Origin of the sequence: Afifella pfennigii DSM 17143 (assembly GCF_000688515.1) — a bacterium.
Taxonomy (GTDB): Bacteria; Pseudomonadota; Alphaproteobacteria; order Rhizobiales; family Afifellaceae; genus Afifella; species Afifella pfennigii.
This window is the reverse complement of the sequence record NZ_JHZK01000007.1, coordinates 114,305-137,028: the sequence shown is the minus strand read 5'-3', so window position 1 is coordinate 137,028 and position 22,724 is coordinate 114,305. Positions and strand designations below refer to the sequence as shown.

Sequence of the window (22,724 nt, the reverse complement as noted above, 5' to 3'; positions counted from 1 at the left end):
AGCCGGGATCGGCGAGCGGGGTACCGGTTTGGGCGATAGTGGGAAGATGACGAAGAAGGCGAGCTATGCGGCTTTGATCGTGGCGGCGGGGGTCGGCCAGCGCTCCGGCCTGTCGCTGCCCAAGCAATACGCATGTCTCGGCGGCATGCCGGTGCTGCGCCGCACCTTGCTGGCCTTCGCCGCCGCCCCTCAGATCTCTTCCATCCGCTGCGTCATTCAGCCCGCTTTCCGCGATCTCTACGAGGCGGCCTCCGCAGGCTTGTCGGGCCTCGGCGCGCCGATTGCCGGCGGCGACAGCCGCCAGGCCTCCGTCCGCCTCGGCCTGGAGGCCTTAGAGGGCGAGGCACCGGATTTCGTTCTCATCCACGACGCGGCGCGCTGTTTCGTCACGCCCGAACTGATCGCCCGGATTATCGCCGCGCTCGATGGGGAGACGGGCGCCGTGCCGACGATCGCCGTCTCCGACACGCTGAAAGAGGTGGCGGGCGAGCGCGTCGTCGCCACCGTCGACAGGGCGCGCTGCCGCGCGGTGCAGACGCCGCAGGCTTTCCCTCTCGCCCCCATCCTGGCCGCTCATCGCAGCCTCGCCAGCCGCGGCGACTTGACCGACGATGCCGCGGTCGCCGAGGCGGCCGGCCTTGCCGTGCGCGCCGTTGAAGGCGATGAAAGGAACATCAAGCTGACCACCTCCGCCGATTTCGACCGCGCCGCCCGCCTTTTGGAAGGGGCGCGCGAGACCCGCACCGGCCAGGGCTACGACGTGCATGCCTTCTGCCCGGGCGACCATGTCATCTTGTGCGGGTTGCGCATCCCTTACGAGCGCGCCCTTCTTGGCCATTCGGATGCCGATGTCGGCATGCATGCGCTGACCGACGCTCTCTATGGCGCCATCGGCGAAGGCGATATCGGCCAGCACTTCCCGCCGAGCGATCCGCAATGGAAGGGAGCCGCCTCGGAGATATTTCTGCGCGGTGCCGCCGAGCGCATCGCCGCGCGGGGCGGACACATCGTCAATGCCGACGTCACCCTCATCTGCGAGGCGCCGAAGATCGGCCCGCATCGCAAGGCCATGGCCGAGCGCCTTGCGGAGATTCTCGGCATTTCGCCGCAGCGGGTGAACGTCAAGGCGACGACCAGTGAGAAACTCGGCTTCACCGGACGCGGCGAAGGCATTGCCAGCCTGGCAAGCGCCAGCGTCTCCCTGCCAGCGGGCGACGCATGAGCGCCGCAGGTGGCAGCCTCGATGACAGTCTCGATGGCGACATTGCAGCTCTATCCGCCGCCCTTCTCGACCTGTGCCAGGCAAAGGGTTTGCGCATCGCCACGGCCGAATCCTGCACCGGCGGCGGGGTCGCCGCCGCGCTGACCGATATCGCCGGTTCCTCGGCCGTCTTCGAGCGCGGCTTCGTCACCTATTCCAACGAGGCCAAGGCCGAGCTTCTTAGCGTGCCGCAGGATGTCCTCGCCCGCCACGGCGCCGTCAGCGAGGAAGTGGCGCGGGCCATGGTGGCGGGCACGCTCGCCCGTGCGCCGGCCGAGCTTGCCGTCGCCGTCACCGGCGTTGCCGGGCCGGGCGGCGGCACGGCGCAAAAGCCGGTCGGCCTCGTTTGGTTCGCGGCAGCGCGTCGCGGCGCCGAGCCGATAAGCACCGAGCGTCGCTTCAACCCCGAGCTCGGCCGGTCTGGCATTCGCACCGCCAGCGTGGCGGAGGCATTGAAGCTCTTGATGGAACTGGCAAGGACGGGATAAGGCCCGCGCCTGCGGCAAGGCGCAACAATCGCCTCAGCCCGCTTTGTCCCCCGCCTCCGCGGGCTGGTAGGCCTTTGTGGCCTGCGAAGGGGCCGCCTCCCCGGTGCCATAGAGCGTGTCCGCCCGCTTCTCGAAGGAATGCGCGAAGGTGCGGAACACCCGGTCGAACATGGCGCCCATAAGCGCTGCAAGGGTGCGGCTCTTAAACTCGTACTCGATGCAGAAATGGATCTTCGACCGGTGCTCGCCGAGCGGCTCAAAGCGCCACACATTCTCCATGGTGCGAAACGGACCGTCGAGATAGTCGGCGCGGATGGTCAGAGCCTGCCGGTCGAGCGTCACCTTGGAGGTGAAGGTCTCGCGCAGCATCTTGTAGCCCACCGTCATATCCGCGACCATGATGGTGTGCCCTTCCAGATGCTTGCGCCCGCGTACCACCAGCCGCTCGCAGAAGGGCACGAATTCGGGGTACTTCTCCACGTCGGCGACGAGATCGAACATCTCGTGCGCCGAATGCTCAACGATGCGGGACGTGTCGTGGCGATGCATGGTGGATCGGGCTTACGTTGATCGGGCAGCCCGTGCCTCGCGCAGCCGCGCGAAATCCTCGCCGGCGTGATGCGAGGAGCGCGTCAACGGGCTTGCCGAGACGAGCAGGAAACCCTTGGCGTAGGCGATCGCCTCGTAGTTTTTGAAGGCTTGCGGCGTCACGAAATCCTTCACCGGATGGTGCTTGCGCGAGGGCTGCAGATACTGCCCGATGGTGAGAAAATCGACCTCGGCGGTCCTCAGATCGTCCATCAGCTGCAAGACCTCGTTCCGTTCCTCGCCAAGCCCGACCATGATGCCGGACTTGGTGAACATCTGCGGATTCAGCTCCTTGACGCGCTGCAACAGCCGGATGGAGTGGAAGTAGCGCGCGCCTGGCCGAACGGTGCGATAGAGCGAGGGCACCGTCTCCAGATTGTGGTTGAAAACGTCGGGCTCGGCCTCCACCACCGTCTCCAGCGCTCCCTTCTTGCGCAGAAAATCGGGCGTCAGCACTTCCACCGTCGTTTCCGGCGTCGTGCGGCGAAGAGCCCTTATCACAGCGGCGAAATGGGCCGCGCCGCCATCTTCCAAATCGTCGCGGTCGACGGAGGTGACGACGACATGGGTGAGCCCCATCTGGGCGACGGCGCTCGCCAGGTTCTCCGGCTCGTGCGCATCCACCGGCCCCGGCATCCCCGTCCTGACGTTGCAGAAGGCGCAGGCCCGCGTGCAGGTGTCGCCGAGGATCATGAAGGAGGCGTGCTTTTTCTCCCAGCATTCGCCGATATTGGGACAGCCCGCCTCCTCGCAGACGGTGACGAGCTTGCCGGCGCGCACGATGTCGGCGGTCTCGCGGTAGCCGCGCGAGACCGGGGCCTTGACCCGGATCCAGGCGGGCTTGCGCTGGATGGGCTGGTCGGGCCGCTTCGCCTTTTCGGGATGCCGCGGCCGGGCGGCTGCGTCCGGCGCGGTGCCGGACGCCTCAAACGTATCGATGAGAGTAACCAAGGGTCGGAACTACCTGCGCTCGCGAATGGCGCGCCAGAGGAAAATGAGCAGGCTCGCACCGATCGCCGCTACGATGAGCTGACCGATGAAGCCTCCGAGGGTGGAGCCGAAGAGGCCGACGAGAATCGCATTGAGCAGAACCGCACCAAGAATGCCAAGGATGATGTTGGTAATCAGGCCATGATCGGCGCTCATCACCTTCTCGGCGATCCAACCGGCAAGACCGCCGATAATGATCGTCATGATCCAACCAAAGCCTGCCATCCCGCTCTCCTTCTGGCTTGCTCAGCACCCAGTGCCGACCGCCCTCATACGTGTATAACCTTCCCATAGGCGTCAAGCACGCTTTCGTGCATCGTCTCTGACAGGGTCGGATGCGGGAAGATGGTGTGCATCAGCTCTTCCTCGGTGGTCTCCAGGTTCATGGCGATGACGAAGCCCTGGATGAGCTCCGTCACTTCCGCGCCGATCATATGCGCGCCGAGGAGCTCGCCGGTCTTGGCGTCGAAAACCGTCTTGACGAGACCGTCCGGCTCGCCGAGCGCGATCGCCTTGCCATTGCCGATGAAGGGAAAGCGGCCGACGCGGATCTCCCGGCCCGCTTCCTTCGCCTTCGCCTCCGTCAAGCCGACCGAGGCCACCTGCGGCTGGCAGTAGGTGCAGCCCGGGATTTTCAGCTTGTCGATCGGATGCGGCGCCAGCCCCTTGATCGCCTCCACGCAGACGACACCCTCGTGCTCGGCCTTATGAGCCAGCATCGGCGGCCCGGAAACGTCGCCGATGGCGTAAATGCCCTCCACGTTGGTACGCCCGTAGCCGTCCGTGACGATGAGGCCGCGCTCCGTCCTCACCCCCATCTCCTCCAGGCCGAGACCTTCCACGTTGCCGACGACGCCGACGGCGGAGATGACGCGCTCAAAGCTCTTCTTGTGGCCCTTGCCGTCCTTGGTCTCGATGGTGGCGGTCACCTCGTCCTCGCCCTTCTCCACCTTGGTGACCTTGGCCTCCGTATGGATGGTGATGCCCTGCTTCTCGAAGCGTTTTCGGGCCAGCGCGGCGATCTCCGCGTCCTCAACGGGCAGGATCTGCGGCAGCACCTCTACCACCGTCACCTCCGAGCCGAGCGAGCGGTAGAAGGAGGCGAACTCGATGCCGATGGCGCCCGAGCCGATGACGAGCAGCGATTTCGGCAGCCTTTCCGGCACCATCGCTTCGAAATAGGTCCAGACGAGCTTCTTGTCCGGCTCCACGCCCGGCAGGACGCGTGGCTTCGTCCCGGTCGTGACGACGATGTGCTTGGCCGCATAGGTGCCCTTGCCCTTGGCGCCTTTCGGCGTCGGCGCATCGCTCGGCGAGACGGTGACCTCGCCCTTGCCGGAAAGCTTCGCCCAGCCCCAGATGACGTCGACCTTGTTCTTCTTGAGAAGAAAGCCGACGCCCTGGCTGAGCTGGCCGGCGACGCCGCGCGAGCGCTTGACCACGGCGCCGATGTCGAAGCCGACATTGTCGGCCGAAAGCCCGTAATCCTTGGCGTGCTGCATCAGGTGATAGACTTCCGCGGAGCGCAGGAGCGCCTTGGTCGGGATGCAGCCCCAGTTGAGGCAGATGCCGCCGAGATGGCGCGCTTCCACGACCGCCGTCTTGAAGCCGAGCTGCGCGGCGCGGATTGCCGTCACATAGCCGCCGGGTCCCGCGCCGATGACGATGACGTCATAGGCGTTCTCGCTCGCATTGGTGGTCGCCATTATGCCTCGCGCTTGTTTTGAGTCGCGACGCCCGCTCCGGGGGTGCGCGTTGAGCGCGCACCCTAGCTTCCCCGACCGCCCGATCAAGCGCCAGGCCGCGGAAGCTGCCATGCGCGGGGGCGATCCTTGCCGGCGGCTACATGCGGAAGACGCCGAAGCGCGTCTCTTCGACCGGCGCCTGAAGGCAGGCATGGAAGGCGAGCGCCAGGGCCTGCCGGGTTTCGGAAGGAAGGATGATGCCGTCGTCCCACAGCCGCGCCGTGGCGTAGTAGGGATTGCCTTCCACTTCGTATTTCTCGCGGATCGGGGCCTTGAAGGCCTCCTCCTCTTCCGCGCTCCAGGCCTTGCCCTCCGCCTCCAGATTGTCGCGCCTGACGGTCGCCAGCACCGAGGCCGCCTGCTCGCCGCCCATCACCGAGATGCGCGCATTCGGCCAGGCGAAAAGGAAGCGCGGGGAATAGGCGCGCCCGCACATGCCGTAATTGCCGGCGCCGTAGGAGCCGCCGATGATGACGGTGATCTTCGGCACCGCCGCCGTCGCCACGGCCGTCACCAGCTTCGCCCCGTCCTTGGCGATGCCGCCCGCCTCGTAGGCCGAGCCGACCATGAAGCCGGTAATGTTCTGCAGGAAGAGGAGCGGGATTTTCCGCTGCGCGCAGAGCTCGATGAAATGCGCCCCCTTCAGCGCCGATTCGGAGAAGAGGATGCCGTTATTGGCGAGAATGCCGATGGGCACGCCGGCAAGACGCGCAAAGCCCGTCACCAGGCTGGTGCCGTAGAGCGGCTTGAACTCCTGGAATCTGGAGCCGTCGACGAGATGCGCGATCACCGTGCGCACATCGTATTGCTGCTTCAGGTCGACGGGCACGAAGCGCTCCAGCTCCTCGGCCGGATAGAAGGGCTCTGAGGCCGGCTTGATGTCGATATTGGGCCGCGGCGCCGCACCGAGATGGGCGACGATCTCGCGCGCAATGGCGAGCGCATGCGCATCATCGACCGCCATATGGTCGGCAACGCCCGATTTCTTGGCATGCACTTCCGCCCCGCCGAGATCGCTCGCCGAGACCACCTCGCCGGTCGCCGCCTTCACCAGCGGCGGCCCACCGAGAAAGATGGTGCCCTGGCTTTCCGCGCCCGCGCCGCGCACGATCACCGTCTCGTCGGACATGGCCGGCACATAGGCCCCGCCCGCCGTGCAGGAGCCCATGACGACGGCAATCTGCGCAATGCCTTGCGCCGACATGTTCGCCTGATTGTAGAAGATGCGCCCGAAATGTTCCCGGTCGGGAAAGACCTCGGTCTGGTGCGGCAGGTTGGCGCCGCCCGAATCGACCAGATAGAGGCAGGGGAGCCGGTTCTGCAGCGCGATCTCCTGGGCGCGCAGATGCTTCTTCACCGTCATCGGGTAGTAGGTGCCGCCCTTGATGGTCGCGTCGTTGGCGACGATGACGACGAGGCGGCCGCAGACGCGCCCGATGCCGGTGATGAGGCCGGCGCCGTGGATGGCGTCCTCGTACATGCCGTTGGCGGCGAGCGGCGATAGCTCCAGGAACGGCGCGCCGGGGTCGAGCAGCCGCGCCACGCGCTCGCGCGGCAACAGCTTGCCGCGGGAAAGATGGCGCTCGCGCGCGCGTTCCGGCCCGCCCAGCGCCGCCTCGAGCCGGCGCCGCCGATAGGCCGCCACCAGCTCGGCCCAGGCGGCAGCGTTGGCCTCGGGATCGGCGACAGGCCGGCCGGCCCTGATGAGGCTCATGCGGTGGCGTCTCCGGGCGCTGGCGTGGCGCGCGCCCTGTCATTCCCGGGCTCCGGCGTTTCCACCTCGCCGCCGGCCGTCTTCCAGGCGGCAAAGCCGCCGCCGATATGCGCGACGGGCGAAAGTCCCATCTCCTGCGCCGTTCTGGCTGCCAGCGCCGAGCGCCAGCCGGCGGCGCAGAAGAAGATGAAGGTCTTGTCCTTCGCGAAAACCGGCTTGTGATAGGGGCTTTCCGGATCGATCCAGAACTCCAGCATGCCGCGGGGACAATGCTCGGCGCCGGGTATGCGGCCTTCGCGCCGCAATTCGCGGATATCGCGCAGGTCGACGAGGACGGCGCTGCCGTCTTTGTGCCGCGCCATCGCATCTTCGGCCGACAGCGTGGTGATCTTGGCCTCGGCCTCCTCAAGGAGCCGTCGATATCCCTTGACGATGTGCTGCGCCATGTTTCCTCCCGTTTTCGCGCCGGACCATAGCCTTTCGCGAATGTGAAAGAAAAGCGGGCGCAGGGGCTTGCCGCGCGACGACCTGCGCGGGAGGCGAAAAACGAAGGCGCGGGCCTTGCGGGACCCGCGCCTTCGCCACGTGCCTTTGGGACGAGTTAGCTAACGGCGACGACCGCCGTCGCACCATCGCTGACGATCAGAGAGATCACCAACAGCAGTCCAGCACAGACCGCAAAGGTGAGCGCCGCCGCCCGCCAGCAGGACGGCTCGTTCAAGTCGGGCATGGAAATCCCCTTTTCCCCGGTTGCCCCAGGGCCCTCCTCAGGTGCCCCTGAACAACCGAAAAATTACAATCTGTTACGAGCCGCTTCAAGTCGAAGATGCGCGATTACGCCGCATTTCCGCCGTGATGTGGCCCCGGAGCTTCACCTTCCCTTAACCTGGAAGGTTCAAGCCGCGTCGTGTCCCGCCTTTTCCGACGCCTTCGCGAGCGCTGGAGCGCCTCGATTGACCGGCGCGATTTGCGCCAAGAAGGCTGGGGAAAAGCAAAGATCCGTCCGCGGAAGCTCGCGCCATGGCACAGACCAAGCCATGGACGACCCCTTCGGCGACATACGCCCGCCGTTAGGACTGCCTTAAGCCTTGCGGCTTTCAGGCGGCCGGAATGTGGCGATGCGGCGCGAGAAAGGCAAGCGCTATCAGGCCCGTGAGCACATGCCTTAAGACATGGCTGATATGGCGCCGGAACATGCCTCAACGGCCCGCGCGGCGGGCCCTCTCATCTACCGCTCGGCTGGGGCCGATCGCCTAGCGCTTGGGCGGGTTTGTCCGGTCTTGCGGGGCGCTCCTCTCCCTCCCCTTGCCCCGCACCTCAAGCGGTCCCTGGAAAATGACCTCGCGGTGCGGGAACGGGATCGAAACGCCCGCGTCCTTGAAGGCGTCCCAACAGGCCAGAAGCACCTGGCCGCGCACATTGGTGAGGCCGTTCTGCGGGTCGCGGATCCAGAAGCGCAGGATGAAGTTGAGTGAGGAATCGCCGAAGCCGGTGAGCCAGCAGACCGGTGGCGGCGCCGGCTGGACACGCTCCACCTCCTTCGCCGCCTCGATGGCGAGGCGGCTCACCTCGTGGGGATCGGAGGAATAGGCGACGCCGAAATGCACGTCGAGGCGGATGAGCGTATCGGTGAACGACCAGTTCACCACCTGCTGGGTGATGAAATCCTCGTTCGGAATGAGGAACTCCTTGCCGTCGCGGGTCACCACAGAGACGAAGCGCGCGCGCAGCTCGCGTATCCAGCCGAAAGTATCGCCGAGCGAGATCGTGTCGCCCGGTTTGATCGACTTGTCGAGCAGGATGATCATGCCGGAGATGAAGTTGGAGACCACCTTCTGCAGACCGAAGCCGATGCCCACGCCGAGCGCGCCGGAAAAGACGGTGAGCGCCGTCAGGTCGATGCCGAGTGCCGTCAGCGCGGTCGCCCCGGCCGCGACGATGAGGGCGAATTTCGCCACCTTGCCGAGAAGCACGCGCAAGGTAGGCGTGAGATCGCTCGCCTTCTCCAGGCGCTGCTCCACGAAATTGCCGAAGACGATGGCGAGCCATAGGAGGCCGCCAAGCAGCAGCCCCGCCTGGATGAGAAAGAGCAGCGACAGCCGAAAGCTGCCGAGCTGTATGGCGGCCGTGTCGAGAAGCAGCGTCGCCTCGTCGAGAAGGCCGGTGATCCTGAGCGCGACATAGATCCAGGCGATGATCGCCACGCCGCGGGCGAGGATACGGTTGCGGATGAGGCGGGCGACGATGGAGATGATCACCCAGGCGCCGACCAGCGAGGCGGCGACGGCGATGAGATAGCTGCGGCTTGGCCAGGTCAGCGTGCGCATGACGGTCAACACCGCCAGCAGCGCCACGGCGAAGACGATCCAGCGCGTGCGGCGCAGGAGAAGCGCCACAAAGCGCAACAGCCGCGGCTGGCCGCGGATGGCGCGCACCCTCGGCTCCAGCCGCTTCTCGATCATGTGGCCGGCGAACATGCTGACGGCGAAAAGCGCCAGGATGAGGATGAGCTGGATCGCCGGCCAGGGACGGGAGAAGAGCTCCAGCCCATCCGTGATGGCGCTTTCGGCCTCGCCGAGGAGGCTCGTCAGCCCGCTTTCCGTCAGCCAGTCCACGCCCTGGACCCTTTCTTCCGGCACGCAAACACTTTAACGCCGTCCGGGGCGAAGGCGATCCGCTGCCCGCAACTTCGCCCGCCCTCCGCTAGGCCCGCACACCCGAAGCCCGCCGCCATGTCCCGCCTGCATTCAGATTCGACGGATTTCGATGCAAGGCGCGCGAATGGAGGCCTCGCCCCCATCCGCCGGCCTGGCCTCGGCGATCTCGGTCTCATCGTGCTTCTCGGCTTCGTCTGGGGCTCCGCCTTTCCCGCCATCAAGGTCGCCGTGACGGCCTATGCGCCCGTCGAGGTGGTCATGCTGAGGGTCGGCATCGGCTTTCTCGTCATGCTCGCCTGGACGCAGATGATCGGCGCCGGCGTGCCGCGGGGCACAAGAACCTGGGCGATGCTCGCCGCCATGGCGGCGCTCAACACGGTCGTGCCGTTTTTCCTCATCGCCTGGGCCGAGCAATATATCGACGCCGGCGTCGCCTCGCTGTTGATGGGCTCGGGGCCTTTCCTGGCGCTCGTGGTCAGCCATTTGACCACGCGCGACGACCGGTTGAGCTGGCCGAAGCTCATCGGCGTCGCCCTCGGCTTTTCCGGCGTCCTCACGATCATCGGGGTGGAGGCCTTCTCCGGTATCGGCCGCGAGCTCACCGCTCAGCTCGCCGTCTTCTGCGCCAATCTGTGCTATGTCGCGGCCGGGGCGATGATCCGCTACGTCCCAGGCGTCGGACGCGAAACGATGGCGCTCGGCAATTTGGCCTGCGCGTTTCTCTTTCTGGTGCCGGTCGCCCTTTGGTGGGGTCTGCCGCCGGTCGAGCCGCTGAGCGGCATGACGCTGTTTGCCGTTCTGTGGCTCGGCGTCGTCGGCACCGGGCTTTCCTATGTGCTGCGCTTCCACATCGCGGCGAGCGTCGGCTATTCCTTCATGTCGCTCGCTTCCTATCTGATGCCGGTCGCCGGCATCCTCATCTCCGCCCTGGCGCTCGGCGAGAGCGTTTCGCCGAGCGTGGCGTTGGCGCTTCTTCTCGTGCTTTCCGGTTTCTTCGTCGCCCGCCTTGCCAGCCGCTAGCCTGGTTCGGGGCCCGGAAACAGGGTGTCGATGCGGCCGGTGAAGCGATAAGCGAGAAGCCCGACCCATTCGCGAAAGGCGATATCGGTGCGCTGCAATCCCTCGCCGATACGGCGGAAGGGCAGGAACCAATCGTCCTCGGCGGCCCGGTAATCGACCGGATAGGCGGTGACATTGAACCCGGCGGCGCGGAAGGCGCCGATGGCGCGCGGCATATGATAGGCGGAGGTCACCAGCCACCAGGTCTCGCCCGGCTTCGGCGCGGCGAGCTCACGCGAGAAGACGGCGTTCTCGGCGGTGTTGCGCGATCCGCTCTCCACCTCCACCCGCCCAGGCGCCAGGCCGAAGCTCTCGGCGAGCCCGCCCACCAGCGCCGCTTCGGCGACGGGGCTGGCGAAGACGAGGCTGCCGCTGCCGCCGGAAAAGACGATGCGCGCTTGCGGGAAGGCCTGGGCGAGGCTGATCATCGCCAGAACCCGGTCGCCCGCTTCCGTCATTTCCAGCCCGGAACCGCGCAAGGCGCTCACCCGGTCGGAGAGAGCCCCGCCCAAGACGATGATGCCGTCGGGCGGCGAGGCGCTGGCGGCCGGCCGGGGAAAGCGGTTCTCCAGCGGCAGGATCAGCCAATTGGCGAGCGGCCCCCAGCCGCAGGCGGCAATGCCGAGAAGCGCGAGGGCGAGTGCCGCCCCGCCAAGGCGAGGCAGGCGTAGCATGAGCAGTCCCGCCCCGAGGAAGGCGAGGATGAGGAGCGCATTGGAAGGGGCGAGAAAGAAGCCGCCGACCTTGGAGAGGACGAAGAACATGCCCTCCCGCTTATCTCCGGAACGCTAGCTCGCCAAGGCCGCGCGATGCTAGGCCGCCGCGTCCCAGCGCGGCGCCCATTGCGGGTCGATGCGCCGCCCGTCGGGCCGCGCCAGGGCGGAGATGCGGCCCATCTCCTGTGGCGTCAAGGCGAAATCGTGGATGTCGATATTCTCTTCCACGCGCTCCGCCCTGGAGGAGCGCGGAATGGCGACGACGCCTTCCTGCTGGATATGCCAGCGCAAGACGATCTGGGCGGGCGTCTTTTCCTTTTCCTCCGCGATCTCTTCGATGACGGCTTCCTGCAGCACCTGGCCGCGGTCGATCGGCGAATAGGCGACGAGCGCCAGCCCGTGCTTGCGGCAGGCGGCGTGGACGGCACGCTGGTCGAGATAGGGATGATACTCCACCTGGTTGGCGACGAGCGGCTCGCTCGCATGCCGCATCGCCGCCTCCACCAGGTCGGAGGGGAAGTTGGAGATGCCGATATGGGCGGCAAGTCCTTGCCGCCTCGCCTTGCAGAGCGCCCTTATCTGCTCGTCGAAGGGCACGCTCGGGCTCGGCCAATGGATGAGGAGAAGATCGACCTTGTCGATGCCGAGCTTCTCAAGGCTGGCTTCGGCGGAGCGTTGCAGCGCCCCGTCGCCGACATCCGTGTACCAGACCTTGGTGGTGAGGAAGATATCCTCGCGCGCGGTGACATGGTCACGGATGGCATCGCCCACCTCACGCTCGTTGGCATACATCGCCGCCGTATCGATATGCCGGTAGCCCGCATCGAGCGCGCGCGTGACCATCTGTCGGCAGGTCTCGCCGCGCAATTCCCAGGTGCCGAAGCCGATGGCCGGGATTTCGGCGCCGTTCGCGGAGACGGTAAGGGTCATCTTTCCTCCTTCATGGGCCGGACGCTTGGGCAGAATGCCTCGCTTGAACGCGCAATTGGCGCGCTCGCCGGCGCCTTCAACGCTAAGGCGGCGCCATCACAGCCGCAAAGGAAAGGGGCCGCGCGCGGCGGCCCCTCTTGGCATCGTCTTGCGCCCTTTAGCGCTCAGCCATCCTGGCCGGGCACCATCAGCTCGGGCAGAGGCGTCGTGTCGGTGCTCGGCGGCAAGAGCGGATACTCCACCTGCGGCTGCTCGCCGGTCAGCGTGTGCAGAAAGGCGACCATGGCGTCGACCTCGGTCTCGGTCAGCTCGGTGCCGAGCTGCGACGTCGCCATGACCTCCACAGCCTGGCGCAGGCTCCACACCTGACCGCTGTGGAAGTAGGGCGCCGTCAGCGCGATGTTGCGCAGCGAGCCGGCCCGGAAGACGTACTCGTCGGAGGCGGTCTTCGTCACTGCGAAGCGGCCCTTGTCGTCCGGCGGCAGGATATCGGCGCCCGGACGTTCCATGACGCCGAAGGGGAAGTAGGCCTGGCCGCCGACATTGACGCCCGCATGGCAGACCGCGCAGCCCTTGTCGATGAACAGGGCGAGCCCCTCGCGCTCCTTCTCGTTGAGCGCGTTGGCGTTGCCCTCCAGGAACTGATCGAACGGCGAGGCCGGCGTGACGAGCGTTACCTCGAAGGCCTCGATGGCCTTGCCGACATTGCCAAGCTGGATCGGATCCTCCTCGCCCGGGAAGGCGAGCGCAAAGCGGTCCTTGTATTCCTGCATGCTGTTCAGGACCTTGACGACATGATCAGGCGTTGCGTTCATCTCCACGGCCGCCTGGATCGGCCCGACAGCCTGCGCCTTCAGGTCTTCCGCGCGCCCATCCCAGAACTGGGCGATGTTGAACACGGCGTTGAACACCGTGGGGGCGTTGCGCGGGCCGCGCTGCCAGCCATGGCCGACGGAGGTCCGCTGCAGGTCGGTGCCGGCAAGCCCCAGATTGTGGCAGGTATTACAGCTCAGGATCTGGCTCGATGACAGCCGCGGATCGAAGTAGAGCATCTTGCCGAGCTCGACCTTCTCGCGGGTGATGGCGTTGCCGTCCGGCGCCTGCACCATCGTCGGAATGGGCTCGAACAGCTCCTTCGCCCGGTTCATCAACTCGTCATCGGCAGCCTGCGCAGCCGTGCCAAGCCCGGCTGCCATCAGGAGCGAGACCAGCAAGCGGTTCATTATGCACTCCATTTTCCAGAGGCATCGGCGAAAAGGACGGCAACGATTCGGATCGGCGACCAGACGATCCTCCTCCATCGATGCTCTTCGGTTCCCCGCGCCCAGCCCCGTTATCTCAAAGGTCGCGCACGAGAGCCTAGGAGACTCGTTTCAACACCGGATTTGATTTATATCAATTCCAAAGAAGCCTTGCCGTTATGCCGCAGCGCCGACCGCGCCAAGGCGTCAGGCCCGGGTCTTCGCCGCCTGCATCGCTTCTGCGGCTTGCATCGCCCGGTGATCCCCTGCCGACTGCACCTCGATGAACAGGCGGCGCACCGCTGGAAAGCGCTCCTTGATCGCCACTTCCAGACGCTGGATCGCCTCCTCAACCTTGCCGGCGGTGAGGTTGTCTTCAAAGTCGACGGAGATCGCCAAGAGGATATCGGAAGGACCGCGATGCAGCGTGCGGATCTCGTTGAGCGCGTCGACCGTCGGGGTCGCCTCCACGATTGCCCGAATGTCGCGCACCACCTGCGGATCGGCCGCCTCGCCGATGAGCAGGCCCTTCGTCTCGATGGCCAGGAGCACCGCCGTCGCCGCCAGGATGAGGCCGATGCCGATCGAGGCGGCACCGTCGAGCCAGGGAAGCTGGAGCGCCGTGGCGAGATAAACGCCGATGAGCGCGACGATAAGGCCGAGCATCGCCGCCGTGTCCTCGAACAGGACGGTGAAGACGGTAGGATCCTTCGATTGGCGGATGGCGGCGACGAAGCCGCGGCCGTTGCGGCTCGCCTGGAACTCGCGATAGGCGATGACCCAGGCAACGCCCTCAAAGACCATCGCCAGCGCCAGGACGATGTAGTTGACATAGGGGCTTTCGATCTCGTGCGGATCAAGAATTTTCAGAACCCCCTCGTAGATCGACACGCCGGCGCCGACGGCGAAGATCAGGATGGCGACGACGAAGGCCCAGAAATACACCTCCGCCCCGTAGCCGAAAGGATGGTGCTTGTCGGCCGGCCGGCGGGCGCGCCGCATGCCGTGAAGCAGAAGCCCCTGATTGCCCGTATCCACCAGCGAATGGATGCCTTCCGACAGCATGGCGGAGGAGCCGGTATAGCTCGCTGCCGCGAATTTGGTCACGGCGATGAGGAAGTTCCCGACCAGCGCCGCGTAGATGACCCTTTTCGTGCCTGCCGCCATAACCGCCCCGCTTTTGTTGTGGCCCGCCATCTCGCCCCTTGCGGTCGCAGGTCCCAGCGTCAACATTTACGGCCATGAAGCGTTGCATTCCCCCATTCAATCGAAAGACCGACCTATGAAGCCGGTCCGCGTCGTCGGCGGCGGCCTCGCCGGCTCGGAGGCCGCCTGGCAGATCGCCTCCGCCGGCGTTCCCGTTATCCTCATGGAGATGCGGCCGGGCGTTGCCACGCCCGTCCACAAGACCGACGGGCTCGCCGAGCTCGTCTGCTCCAATTCCTTCCGCTCCGACGATGCCGGCGCCAATGCCGTCGGCGTCCTGCATCAGGAGATGCGGCTCGCCGGCTCGCTGATCATGCGCTCCGCCGACCGACATCAGCTTCCGGCGGGTTCGGCGCTCGCCGTCGACCGCGACGCCTTCTCCGCCAGCGTCGGCGAGGCGATCCTCGCCCATCCGCTGATCGAGGTGGAGCGGGCCGAGCTGACCGCCCTGCCCGCCGCCGATGAAAGCCTCGTCGTCGCCACCGGGCCCTTGACCAGCGACGCGCTTTCGGCCGCCATCCGAACCGCCACGGGGGAGGACGAGCTTGCCTTCTTCGACGCCATCGCGCCCATCGTCCATCGCGACAGCATCGACATGAACGTCGCCTGGTTCCAGTCGCGCTACGACAAACCAGGCCCCGGCGGCGATGCCGCCGCCTATCTCAACTGCCCGCTCTCGCACGAGACCTACGAGGCCTTCATCGACGCGCTCCTTGCCGCCGAGACCGCCGATTTCCGGGATTGGGAGAAGGACACGCCCTATTTCGAGGGCTGCCTGCCCATCGAGGTGATGGCGAGCCGCGGGCGCCAGACGCTGCGCTACGGCCCGATGAAGCCGGTCGGCCTCACCAACCGCCACCGCCCGGAGGAAAAGCCCTACGCCGTCGTCCAGCTTCGCCAGGACAACCGCCAGGGCACGCTCTTCAACATGGTCGGCTTCCAGACCAAGATGAAATACGGCGAGCAGGTGAAGGCCTTTCGCTTGATTCCGGGGCTGGAGAGCGCCGAATTCGCCCGCCTCGGCGGCATTCATCGCAACACCTTCCTGCGCTCGCCGAAGATTCTCGACGAGCGTCTCAGGATGAAGGGGGCGCCGCATATCCGCTTCGCCGGTCAGATCACCGGCTGCGAGGGCTATGTGGAATCGGCGGCGATCGGCCTCATCGCCGGGCGTTTCGCCGCCGCCGAGGCGCTTGGCGCCCCGCTCGCCTCGCCGCCCGAGACCAGCGCCCATGGCGCCCTTCTGGCGCATATCACCGGGCGAAGCCTCGTTGATCCCGACGCGGATTTTCAGCCGATGAACGTCAATTTCGGCCTTTTCCCGGAAATCGAGGCGCCGCAGCAGCGCGAAGACGGTAGCCGCATGAAGGGCAAGGAGCGCGGCCTTGCCCGCAAGCGGGCGCTGGCGGCGCGCGCGCTCGCCGATTTCGCCGCCTGGCTGGAGAAGAACGAGCTCAGGCAAGCGGCCTGAAGACGCAGCTTCAGCGCGGCCCGCCCCTTGCGGCGGCGAGCGCGATGCGGCTGAGCATCGTCAGGGCCGGCGTGCGCGGCGCGCCCGCCACGAACCGGGCCGGATGGCGCCGGAGACGGTGCAGCATCGGCGCGGCGGCCGCCAGCGGCAGGAAGGCGGCGCGGGCATCCCCCTTGACGCCGGCGAGCGCCCTCACCGCCTTCTGCTGATGCCCTTGCGCGAAGGCGGCGGTCGCGGCCAGCGGCTCGGCGAGGCGCGCGGGCTCCGCCGCGTAGGCCGTCTCCGCGTCGAGACCAGCCTCTTTCAGCACCTGAAGCGGGAGAATGAGCCGCCCCCTCGCCCGCTCTTGGGCGAAGCGCCAAAGGCCGATGGCGATGCCGTAGGCGATGCCGGCATGGCCCGCCGCCTCCGAAAGGCTTGCCGCCTCGCCCTCCAGAAGCAGACCGGCGAGTTGGAAGAGGCTCGACTGGGTCTCCCCGAGGCGTCCTTCCAGCTCGGGGAAATCTTCCGGCGGATCGGCGTAGAGATCGGCCTGACGCGCTTCGGTGAGCGCCGCCAGCGCCTCGCCGGAAAGACGCCGCGCCGCGAGCGCCGGCGCCAGCCGGTCGATGATGGGCACGCCGCTTTTCTCGCCGGCGAGCGCGGCGCCGAGCGCATCGCGCCACCAGGTCAGGCGGATCTCGCCGAGCGCCGGCTCGCTGACGAGCTCGGCCACCTTCTCCGCCTCCGCCGCGAAGGCATAGAGCGCCATGAGGTCGTCGCGCCGCGCGGCCGGCGCGAACAGCGTCGCGTAATAGCGCGGCAGGTCGCGCGCTTTGACGGTCTCGGCAAGGTTTGGGTCAGGCTCGGTCATCTTCCGAGCTTGCGGTGCTAGTAGGCGTCGTCGACGGCGATGAGCGCCGCGGCGACGGCCCGGTCTTCCGAAAGGAGGATGTTGAACGTGCGCGCCGCCGGCCCGGTCGGCATCACCTCCGGCCACAACTCGGCGCGCTCCAATGCCCGGCGGAGTTCCGGTGCCAGCGGCACGGCGCTCGTCCCCGTACCAACCAGCAGGACGTCGATGGCCCTAGCCTCCGCCAGCACCGCGTCGAACGCGGCGAGCGTGATCTCCTCCGGGCGCATCACCGGCCAGGCGAGGATGGCGCTCGGCAACAGGAGGATGGAGCCGCGATGCGACATCTCGGCGAAGCGGAAGCCGCCATTGCCATAGGCGTCGATGGCCGCCCGGCCGGGATAGCGACCGCCTTGCGAAACCGCCTGCCCCTCCGCCTTCGGCGGCGCCATCAGCCCGCCGTGCTCTCGCCCGAGGCGGCCGGCTTGGCGACGCTGTCGGGGCGCAGATTGAGGCGGATAAGCACCGGAGCGGCGATGAAGATGGAGGAATAAGTGCCGATGAACACGCCCCAGATCATCGCAGCGGTGAAGGAGCGGATCACCGCCCCGCCGAAGAAGAACAGGGCGAAGAGAGCGATCAGCGTCGTCACCGAGGTGAGCAGCGTGCGCGACAGCATCTGATTGATCGACATGTCGATGAGATTGCCGATCACCATCTGCTTGTACTTGCGCAAATTCTCGCGCACCCGGTCGAACACCACCACCGTATCGTTCAGCGAGTACCCGACAATGGTCAAGATCGCAGCGATGGAGGAAAGGTTGAACTCCAGCTGTGTGACGGCGAAGAAGCCGATGGTCAGGATAACGTCGTGCAGCAGCGAGGCGATGGCGCCGACGGCGAACTGCCACTCAAAGCGGAACCAGATGTAGAAGAGGACGCCCACCAGCGTCACCAGGACGGCGATCGTGCCGGTCTGCGCCAATTCACTGGAGACGCGCGGCCCCACCACTTCCACGCGTCGATAGGTATATTCGTCCAGGCCGATCACGTCCTGGACCTTGCGCACGGCCTCCTGCTGCGCCTCGTCGCCGCCCGGCTGGGCCACGATGCGGATGAGCACGTCGTTCGGCGTGCCGAAGCCCTGCACCTCCACATCGCCGAGCCCGAGCGGTGCGAGCCGGCTGCGGATTTCCGCAAGATCGGCCACATCGGCCTTGCTCTGGACCTCGATGAGCGTGCCGCCTTTGAAGTCGATTCCGAGATTAAGCCCGACGGCAAAGAACAGCAGGATGGAGGCGACCATCGCCACCAGCGACGCCGGGAGGGCCCAGCGCGCATATTTCATGAACGCGATATTGGTGTCGTCGGGGATGAGGCGTATCGGCATGGCGGGTCTCAGATCGGCACGGTCTTGGGGCGCTGGCTGCGTACCCACAAGGCGACGATGAGGCGGGTCAGCATGAAGGCGGTGAACATCGTCGTCAGGATACCGAGCGCCAGGGTGACCGCGAAGCCGCGGATCGGGCCGGAGCCGAGCGCGAACAGCGCGAAGGCGGCGATCAGCGTGGTGATGTTGGCGTCGAGGATGGTGCCGAGCGCCCGGCTGAAGCCTGCTTCGATGGCGTTGATGGCCGAGCGGCCCTGCCGTGCCTCCTCGCGTATGCGCTCGAAGATCAGCACATTGGCGTCGACCGCCATACCGACGGTGAGCACAATGCCGGCGATACCGGGCAAGGTGAGCGTCGCTTGCAGGATGGTCAGCAGCGCGAATAACAGCACGATATTGGCGATGAGGGCGATATTGGCGAAGAGCCCGAACAGCCCGTAGACCAGGAACATGAACAGGACGACAGCGACCGTGCCGATCAGCGCGGCCGTCTCGCCCGCGGCGATGGAATCGCGCCCGAGGCTCGGCCCGACGGTGCGTTCCTCCACGATGGTGAGGTCCGCCGGCAAGGCGCCGGCGCGCAACAGCACGGCGAGGTTCTGCGCGCTCTCCACGGTGAAATTGCCTTCGATCTGCCCCGAGCCGCCGAGGATGGGCGTGCGGATCACCGGGGCCGTGATCACCTTGTCGTCGAGCACGACGGCGAAGCGCCGGCCGACATTCTCCTGCGTGAGCTGGCCGAAGACGGAGCCGCCGCGCGAATTGAAGCGGAAGGTGACGATCGGCGTGTTGGTCTGCTGGTCGAAGGCCGGCTGCGCGTCGACGAGATCGTCACCGGAAAGCCTGGCACGCGATTCGATCAGGATCGGCCCGTCATTCGGGTCGACCGGCTCGGCGATCTCGCAGCCGGCCGGCGGGCGGCTCTGCTGCGCGGAGATGATGTCGCCCTCCGGGCATTCCAGATGGAAGGTCATGCGCGCCGTCTGGCCGAGGATATCCTTCAGCCGTCGGGTATCCTCCAGCCCCGGCACCTGCACCAGGATGCGGTCGGTCCCTTCGCGCTGAATGGTCGGCTCGGTGGTGCCGAGCGCGTTGACGCGCCGCCCCAGGACCGACAGGCTCTGCTCCACGGCCGAGCGCATGCGTTCCTCGATACCGGCTTCCCGCAGCTCCAGCACGAAGCTGTCGCCGCTGCGCGCGATGTCGACCTCGCTGACCGCCCCCTGTCCGAAGAGGCCCGACTGGATAGGCTGCGTCAGCGGCTCCAGAAGCTCGCGCACGCGTTCCGCGTCGGCCGGATCGCGCAGCGTGAAGGAGACGCTTTCGCCGCGGGCGCGCAGATTGCGGTAGCCGATGCGCTCCTCGCGCAGGATCTGGCGCACATCGTCCGTCAGCGTCTCCACCCGATCCTTGACGAGGGAATCGCGCTCCACCTGCAAGAGCAGATGCGCCCCGCCCCGCAAATCGAGGCCAAGCACGATCTGTCGCTTGGGCAGGAAGGACGGCCAGGACTGTACCGTCGGTGCCGAGAACAGGTTCGGCACAGCGATGACGATGCCGGCCAGGACGATGAGAGCTACGAGAGCTATCTGCCAGCGCGGAAAATAGAGCATGAAAAGGATGGTCCCGGAATTGCCGGCTTACGAGGCAGAGCCGCTCACCGGCTCCGCCTTGCTGCGAACGTCATAGATGAGCCCTCTTTGTGCCCTCACCTTGACGCCGTCGGCAATCTGTAGCTCCAGCTCGTTGTCGTCCACCACCTTGGTGACCTTGGCGATGAGGCCGCCGCCGGTGACGACGGTATCGCCGCGGCGGATGGCTTTCAGCATTTCCTCGCGCTTCTTCGCCTGCTGGCGCTGCGGCCGGATGATGAGGAAATACATGATCACAAAGATCAGGATAAAGGGCAGCAGCGAAATCAGCATTTCGCTGCCGCCGGCGCCTGCGCCCTGGGCATAGGCCGGAGTGATGAACATGAAGGCCTCGGAATTCGTGTGTGAGGGCCACAGGGGCCCAAATCGGCGCGGACTATAGCTGTGGCGCGCCCCTTTGCAACCGCCCTGGCCACCTAACCTTCCTCCTGGGGAGGCGCTTCCGCGACGGGCGCGCCCATGCTACCGGCACGAGCTCTTGGGAAAGGCCAGAACCTCGTGTCGAAGAACGCAACGAAAAAAATCCGCCCGCTCCTGGAACGCATCGCCGGCGCGTTGGAGGGCCTGGCGCCGCCTGCCCCCCCGCCGCTCGACCTTGACGCGGCCGAAGCCTTCGTGTGGGAGCCGGATCCGCCGCGCCTTCAGCCGGTGAAGAAGGTCAATCGCCTTCAAATCGAGCTCTTGCAGGGCATCGAACGCTCCCGCCACACGCTCCTCGACAACACCCGTCGCTTCGCGCGGGGATTTGCCGCCAACAACGCCCTGCTCTGGGGCGCGCGCGGAATGGGCAAGTCCTCGCTGGTGAAATCGGCCCATGCCGCCGTCGCGGCGGAGCATCCCGATACGCCCTTGAAGCTCGTGGAGATCCACCGCGAGGATATCGCCAGCCTGCCGGCGCTGATGAATCTCATCCGCGCCCGGCCGGAGCGCTTCATCTTCTTCTGCGACGATCTGTCGTTCGATGCGGACGATACGTCCTACAAATCGTTGAAGGCCGCGCTTGAGGGCGGCGTGGAGGGACGTCCGGAGAACGTCATCTTCTACGCCACCTCCAACCGGCGGCATCTTCTGCCCCGCGACATGATCGAGAACGAGCGCTCCACCGCCATCAATCCGTCCGAGGCGGTGCAGGAGAAGGTGTCCCTGTCGGACCGTTTCGGCCTCTGGCTCGGCTTCCACCATTGCGACCAGGACGATTATCTCGCCATGGTGCGCGCCTATGTGGAGCACTTCTCGCTCGGCGTGCCGGAGGCCGAATGGCGACCCGAGGCGCTGGAATGGGCGACGACCCGGGGCGCGCGTTCGGGCCGCGTCGCCTGGCAGTTCATTCAGGATCTCGCCGGGCGCGTCGGCAAGCGGCTTGCCTGACACGAAAACGGCCTGACACGAAAAGGCACTGACGCGAAAAGGCCCGGGCACGAAAAGGCCCAGCCACGAAAAGGGCGGCCGAAGCCGCCCCTTTCATCCCCTTGCCCCGGGGAACGGCCCTTAGGCCGAGGCCATGTGCTCCAGCGGGTTGACGGGCGTTGCGCCCTTCCTGAGCTCGAAATGCACCTGCGGCGTCGTCACGTTGCCGGTCATGCCGGACTTGGCGATGATCTGACCGCGCCGTACCGTGTCGCCGCGCTTCACGTCCAGCTGGCTGTTATGCGCATAGGCCGAGACCCAGCCGCCCTCGTGGCGGATGAGGACGAGATTGCCGTAGCTCTTCAGCTCGTTGCCGGCATAGATGACGGTACCGTCCTCGGCGGCCTTCACCGCCGTGCCTTCGGGCACGGCGAGGTTGATGCCGTCGTTGCGCTCGCCATTGGGCTTGCTGCCGAACTCGTCGATGATGCGGCCCTGGACCGGCCAGCGGAAGCCGAGCGCCGAAGGCTGCGGGGCGCTTGGCGTCGTGGCGACCGGCGTCGCCCCGCCGCCGCTCGCGGCGTCGGAGGAAGGCGGTGAATAGCTCTGCTGCGCCTGGCTCGGCGCGCTCTGGGCCGGCTGGGCGGCGGGCGCCGGCACCGCCTTCGGATCGACGCTGGCGACCTGCGTCGTGCCGGAACCTGGGATGACAAGGCGCTGGCCGGGCCGGATGGTGCCGTCCTGGAGATTGTTGGCGCGTGCGAGCTCGCTCGTCGTCAGGCCGTGATTATGGGCGATCGTCCATAGCGAATCGCCCGACTGGACGGTGTAGCTTCCGCCGGAAGCCGCCGGCGAGGCGACCTGCCTCGGAGCCGTCGTTGCCGGGCGCGGCGCCGGCGCGCTCGCCGGCTGCGCGCGCTGCGCCGGGCGCCCGCTTTCGTCGACGTTGAGACGGCCGAGAGGCTTGGGCATGCCGCTCGGCGCGTAAGGTTTGGGCGGCGTATAGGCTTGCGGCGCCGCAGGCTGCTGTTGCTGCTGATAGCTTGGCTGGGGAGCCCCGCTCGGCCCGGGATAATTGTAGGCCGTCTGATAGCTCGGCGCGGGCGGCGGCAGCGGCTGGGACGAAACGGGGCCTGCGGATGCCATCTGCGAGCCTTGATAACCGGGCGCGCTTTGCGCCGCGATCACCTGGCGCTGGTTCGCCGTAGAGCCGGTATAGATGGGCTCCGTCAGACGCACGGCGTCGGCGCTGCATCCGGCGCCAAGCCCTGCAACGAGGGCAAGCACGCTGATGCGCGTCGGCCAGGCGACGGGATTGGTGGACCGTGGATACTGCCTCATTGAGGAACTCGCGACTGCAACCGAAAGCTGCCGCGATCAAAAAGCATTAACATTGAAAAGGCGTTAAGAACGGAGCGAAATCGCCGCAAATCGGTT

General features: G+C 66.6%; 23 protein-coding genes. 5 read left to right on the top strand and 18 right to left on the bottom strand.

The features are described from left to right. The first annotated feature begins 46 nt into the window (after positions 1-46). The gene (locus tag Q331_RS0108040; protein WP_026380258.1) at positions 47-1,222 is read left to right on the top strand and encodes a bifunctional 2-C-methyl-D-erythritol 4-phosphate cytidylyltransferase/2-C-methyl-D-erythritol 2,4-cyclodiphosphate synthase; all 1,176 of its coding nucleotides are present in this window, start codon (positions 47-49) and stop codon (positions 1,220-1,222) included. Then, on the top strand, positions 1,219-1,749 hold the full coding sequence (locus Q331_RS0108035) for a CinA family protein (protein WP_051630820.1): 531 nt from the start codon (positions 1,219-1,221) through the stop codon (positions 1,747-1,749). The genes Q331_RS0108040 and Q331_RS0108035 overlap by 4 nt, the downstream gene beginning before the upstream one ends. Positions 1,750-1,782: 33 nt before the next feature. Here Q331_RS0108035 and Q331_RS20590 read toward each other — a convergent pair whose 3' ends face one another. The 8 genes from Q331_RS20590 to Q331_RS20580 form a co-directional block, all read right to left on the bottom strand. Further along, positions 1,783-2,298: a type II toxin-antitoxin system RatA family toxin gene (locus Q331_RS20590; protein ID WP_051630818.1), complete on the bottom strand. Its 516-nt coding sequence runs from the start codon at positions 2,296-2,298 to the stop codon at positions 1,783-1,785. A gap of 12 nt (positions 2,299-2,310) precedes the next feature. After that, positions 2,311-3,288 (bottom strand): lipoyl synthase, encoded by a 978-nt coding sequence (lipA, locus tag Q331_RS0108025; RefSeq protein WP_026380256.1) that lies wholly within the window; start codon positions 3,286-3,288, stop codon positions 2,311-2,313. Positions 3,289-3,297: 9 nt separating this feature from the next. Next, on the bottom strand, positions 3,298-3,552 hold the full coding sequence (locus Q331_RS0108020; protein ID WP_026380255.1) for a GlsB/YeaQ/YmgE family stress response membrane protein: 255 nt from the start codon (positions 3,550-3,552) through the stop codon (positions 3,298-3,300). 44 nt (positions 3,553-3,596) lie between these two features. After that, positions 3,597-5,033 (bottom strand): dihydrolipoyl dehydrogenase, encoded by a 1,437-nt coding sequence (gene lpdA, locus Q331_RS0108015; protein WP_026380254.1) that lies wholly within the window; start codon positions 5,031-5,033, stop codon positions 3,597-3,599. 136 nt (positions 5,034-5,169) lie between these two features. Continuing rightward, a complete protein-coding gene (locus Q331_RS0108010; protein WP_034491459.1) occupies positions 5,170-6,786 on the bottom strand; it encodes a carboxyl transferase domain-containing protein in 1,617 nt (538 codons plus the stop codon). After that, on the bottom strand, positions 6,783-7,232 hold the full coding sequence (locus Q331_RS20585; protein ID WP_051630817.1) for a rhodanese-like domain-containing protein: 450 nt from the start codon (positions 7,230-7,232) through the stop codon (positions 6,783-6,785). Before Q331_RS20585 ends, Q331_RS0108010 begins: the two co-directional genes overlap by 4 nt. Before the next feature lie 155 nt (positions 7,233-7,387). Continuing rightward, positions 7,388-7,516, bottom strand: coding sequence for a hypothetical protein (locus tag Q331_RS24290; RefSeq protein WP_281173894.1), 129 nt, complete (start codon positions 7,514-7,516; stop codon positions 7,388-7,390). A 523-nt stretch (positions 7,517-8,039) separates the two neighbouring features. Beyond that, the gene (locus Q331_RS20580; protein ID WP_084174895.1) at positions 8,040-9,425 is read right to left on the bottom strand and encodes a mechanosensitive ion channel family protein; all 1,386 of its coding nucleotides are present in this window, start codon (positions 9,423-9,425) and stop codon (positions 8,040-8,042) included. A gap of 93 nt (positions 9,426-9,518) precedes the next feature. Here Q331_RS20580 and Q331_RS0107985 point away from each other — a divergent pair, with 93 nt between their 5' ends. After that, entirely contained in the window at positions 9,519-10,463 is a 945-nt protein-coding gene (locus Q331_RS0107985; protein WP_026380252.1) for a DMT family transporter, read from the top strand. Here the strand turns inward: Q331_RS0107985 and Q331_RS0107980 are convergent. From Q331_RS0107980 to Q331_RS20575, 4 genes are all read right to left on the bottom strand, one after another. Further along, complete coding sequence (locus Q331_RS0107980; protein WP_026380251.1) at positions 10,460-11,266, bottom strand: YdcF family protein; 807 nt, start codon at positions 11,264-11,266, stop codon at positions 10,460-10,462. The two genes, Q331_RS0107985 and Q331_RS0107980, sit on opposite strands and share 4 nt — an antisense overlap. Before the next feature lie 48 nt (positions 11,267-11,314). Then, the gene (locus tag Q331_RS0107975; protein ID WP_026380250.1) at positions 11,315-12,148 is read right to left on the bottom strand and encodes an aldo/keto reductase; all 834 of its coding nucleotides are present in this window, start codon (positions 12,146-12,148) and stop codon (positions 11,315-11,317) included. 164 nt (positions 12,149-12,312) lie between these two features. Beyond that, positions 12,313-13,371 (bottom strand): cytochrome-c peroxidase, encoded by a 1,059-nt coding sequence (locus Q331_RS0107970; RefSeq protein WP_026380249.1) that lies wholly within the window; start codon positions 13,369-13,371, stop codon positions 12,313-12,315. 225 nt (positions 13,372-13,596) lie between these two features. Further along, entirely contained in the window at positions 13,597-14,556 is a 960-nt protein-coding gene (locus Q331_RS20575) for a cation diffusion facilitator family transporter (protein ID WP_034491457.1), read from the bottom strand. A gap of 115 nt (positions 14,557-14,671) precedes the next feature. On the opposite strand from Q331_RS20575, the gene trmFO reads away from it, so the two are divergent. After that, positions 14,672-16,066 carry a methylenetetrahydrofolate--tRNA-(uracil(54)-C(5))-methyltransferase (FADH(2)-oxidizing) TrmFO gene (gene trmFO, locus Q331_RS0107960; RefSeq protein ID WP_026380248.1) on the top strand — a complete coding sequence of 465 codons (1,395 nt, stop codon included), beginning with the start codon at positions 14,672-14,674 and terminating at the stop codon, positions 16,064-16,066. A 10-nt stretch (positions 16,067-16,076) separates the two neighbouring features. Here the strand turns inward: trmFO and Q331_RS20570 are convergent, their stop codons facing one another. From Q331_RS20570 to yajC, 5 genes are read right to left on the bottom strand one after another with little or no spacing between them, the layout of a single operon-like run. Next, the gene (locus Q331_RS20570) at positions 16,077-16,919 is read right to left on the bottom strand and encodes a phytoene/squalene synthase family protein (protein WP_051630813.1); all 843 of its coding nucleotides are present in this window, start codon (positions 16,917-16,919) and stop codon (positions 16,077-16,079) included. A 17-nt stretch (positions 16,920-16,936) separates the two neighbouring features. After that, entirely contained in the window at positions 16,937-17,350 is a 414-nt protein-coding gene (locus Q331_RS0107950) for an Mth938-like domain-containing protein (protein ID WP_034491455.1), read from the bottom strand. Next, complete coding sequence (gene secF, locus Q331_RS24135) at positions 17,350-18,288, bottom strand: protein translocase subunit SecF (RefSeq protein ID WP_026380247.1); 939 nt, start codon at positions 18,286-18,288, stop codon at positions 17,350-17,352. The genes Q331_RS0107950 and secF overlap by 1 nt, the downstream gene beginning before the upstream one ends. 8 nt (positions 18,289-18,296) lie before the next feature. Next, entirely contained in the window at positions 18,297-19,901 is a 1,605-nt protein-coding gene (gene secD, locus Q331_RS24130; RefSeq protein WP_026380246.1) for a protein translocase subunit SecD, read from the bottom strand. Between the two features lie 27 nt (positions 19,902-19,928). Then, positions 19,929-20,264: a preprotein translocase subunit YajC gene (gene yajC / locus Q331_RS0107935; protein WP_026380245.1), complete on the bottom strand. Its 336-nt coding sequence runs from the start codon at positions 20,262-20,264 to the stop codon at positions 19,929-19,931. 135 nt (positions 20,265-20,399) lie between these two features. Here yajC and Q331_RS0107930 point away from each other — a divergent pair, with 135 nt between their 5' ends. Further along, positions 20,400-21,308, top strand: coding sequence for an ATP-binding protein (locus tag Q331_RS0107930; RefSeq protein WP_084174893.1), 909 nt, complete (start codon positions 20,400-20,402; stop codon positions 21,306-21,308). 120 nt (positions 21,309-21,428) lie between these two features. Here the strand turns inward: Q331_RS0107930 and Q331_RS22955 are convergent, their stop codons facing one another. Beyond that, positions 21,429-22,628, bottom strand: a complete 1,200-nt coding sequence (locus tag Q331_RS22955) for a M23 family metallopeptidase (protein WP_051630811.1) — start codon at positions 22,626-22,628, stop codon at positions 21,429-21,431. Positions 22,629-22,724 lie beyond the last annotated feature (96 nt).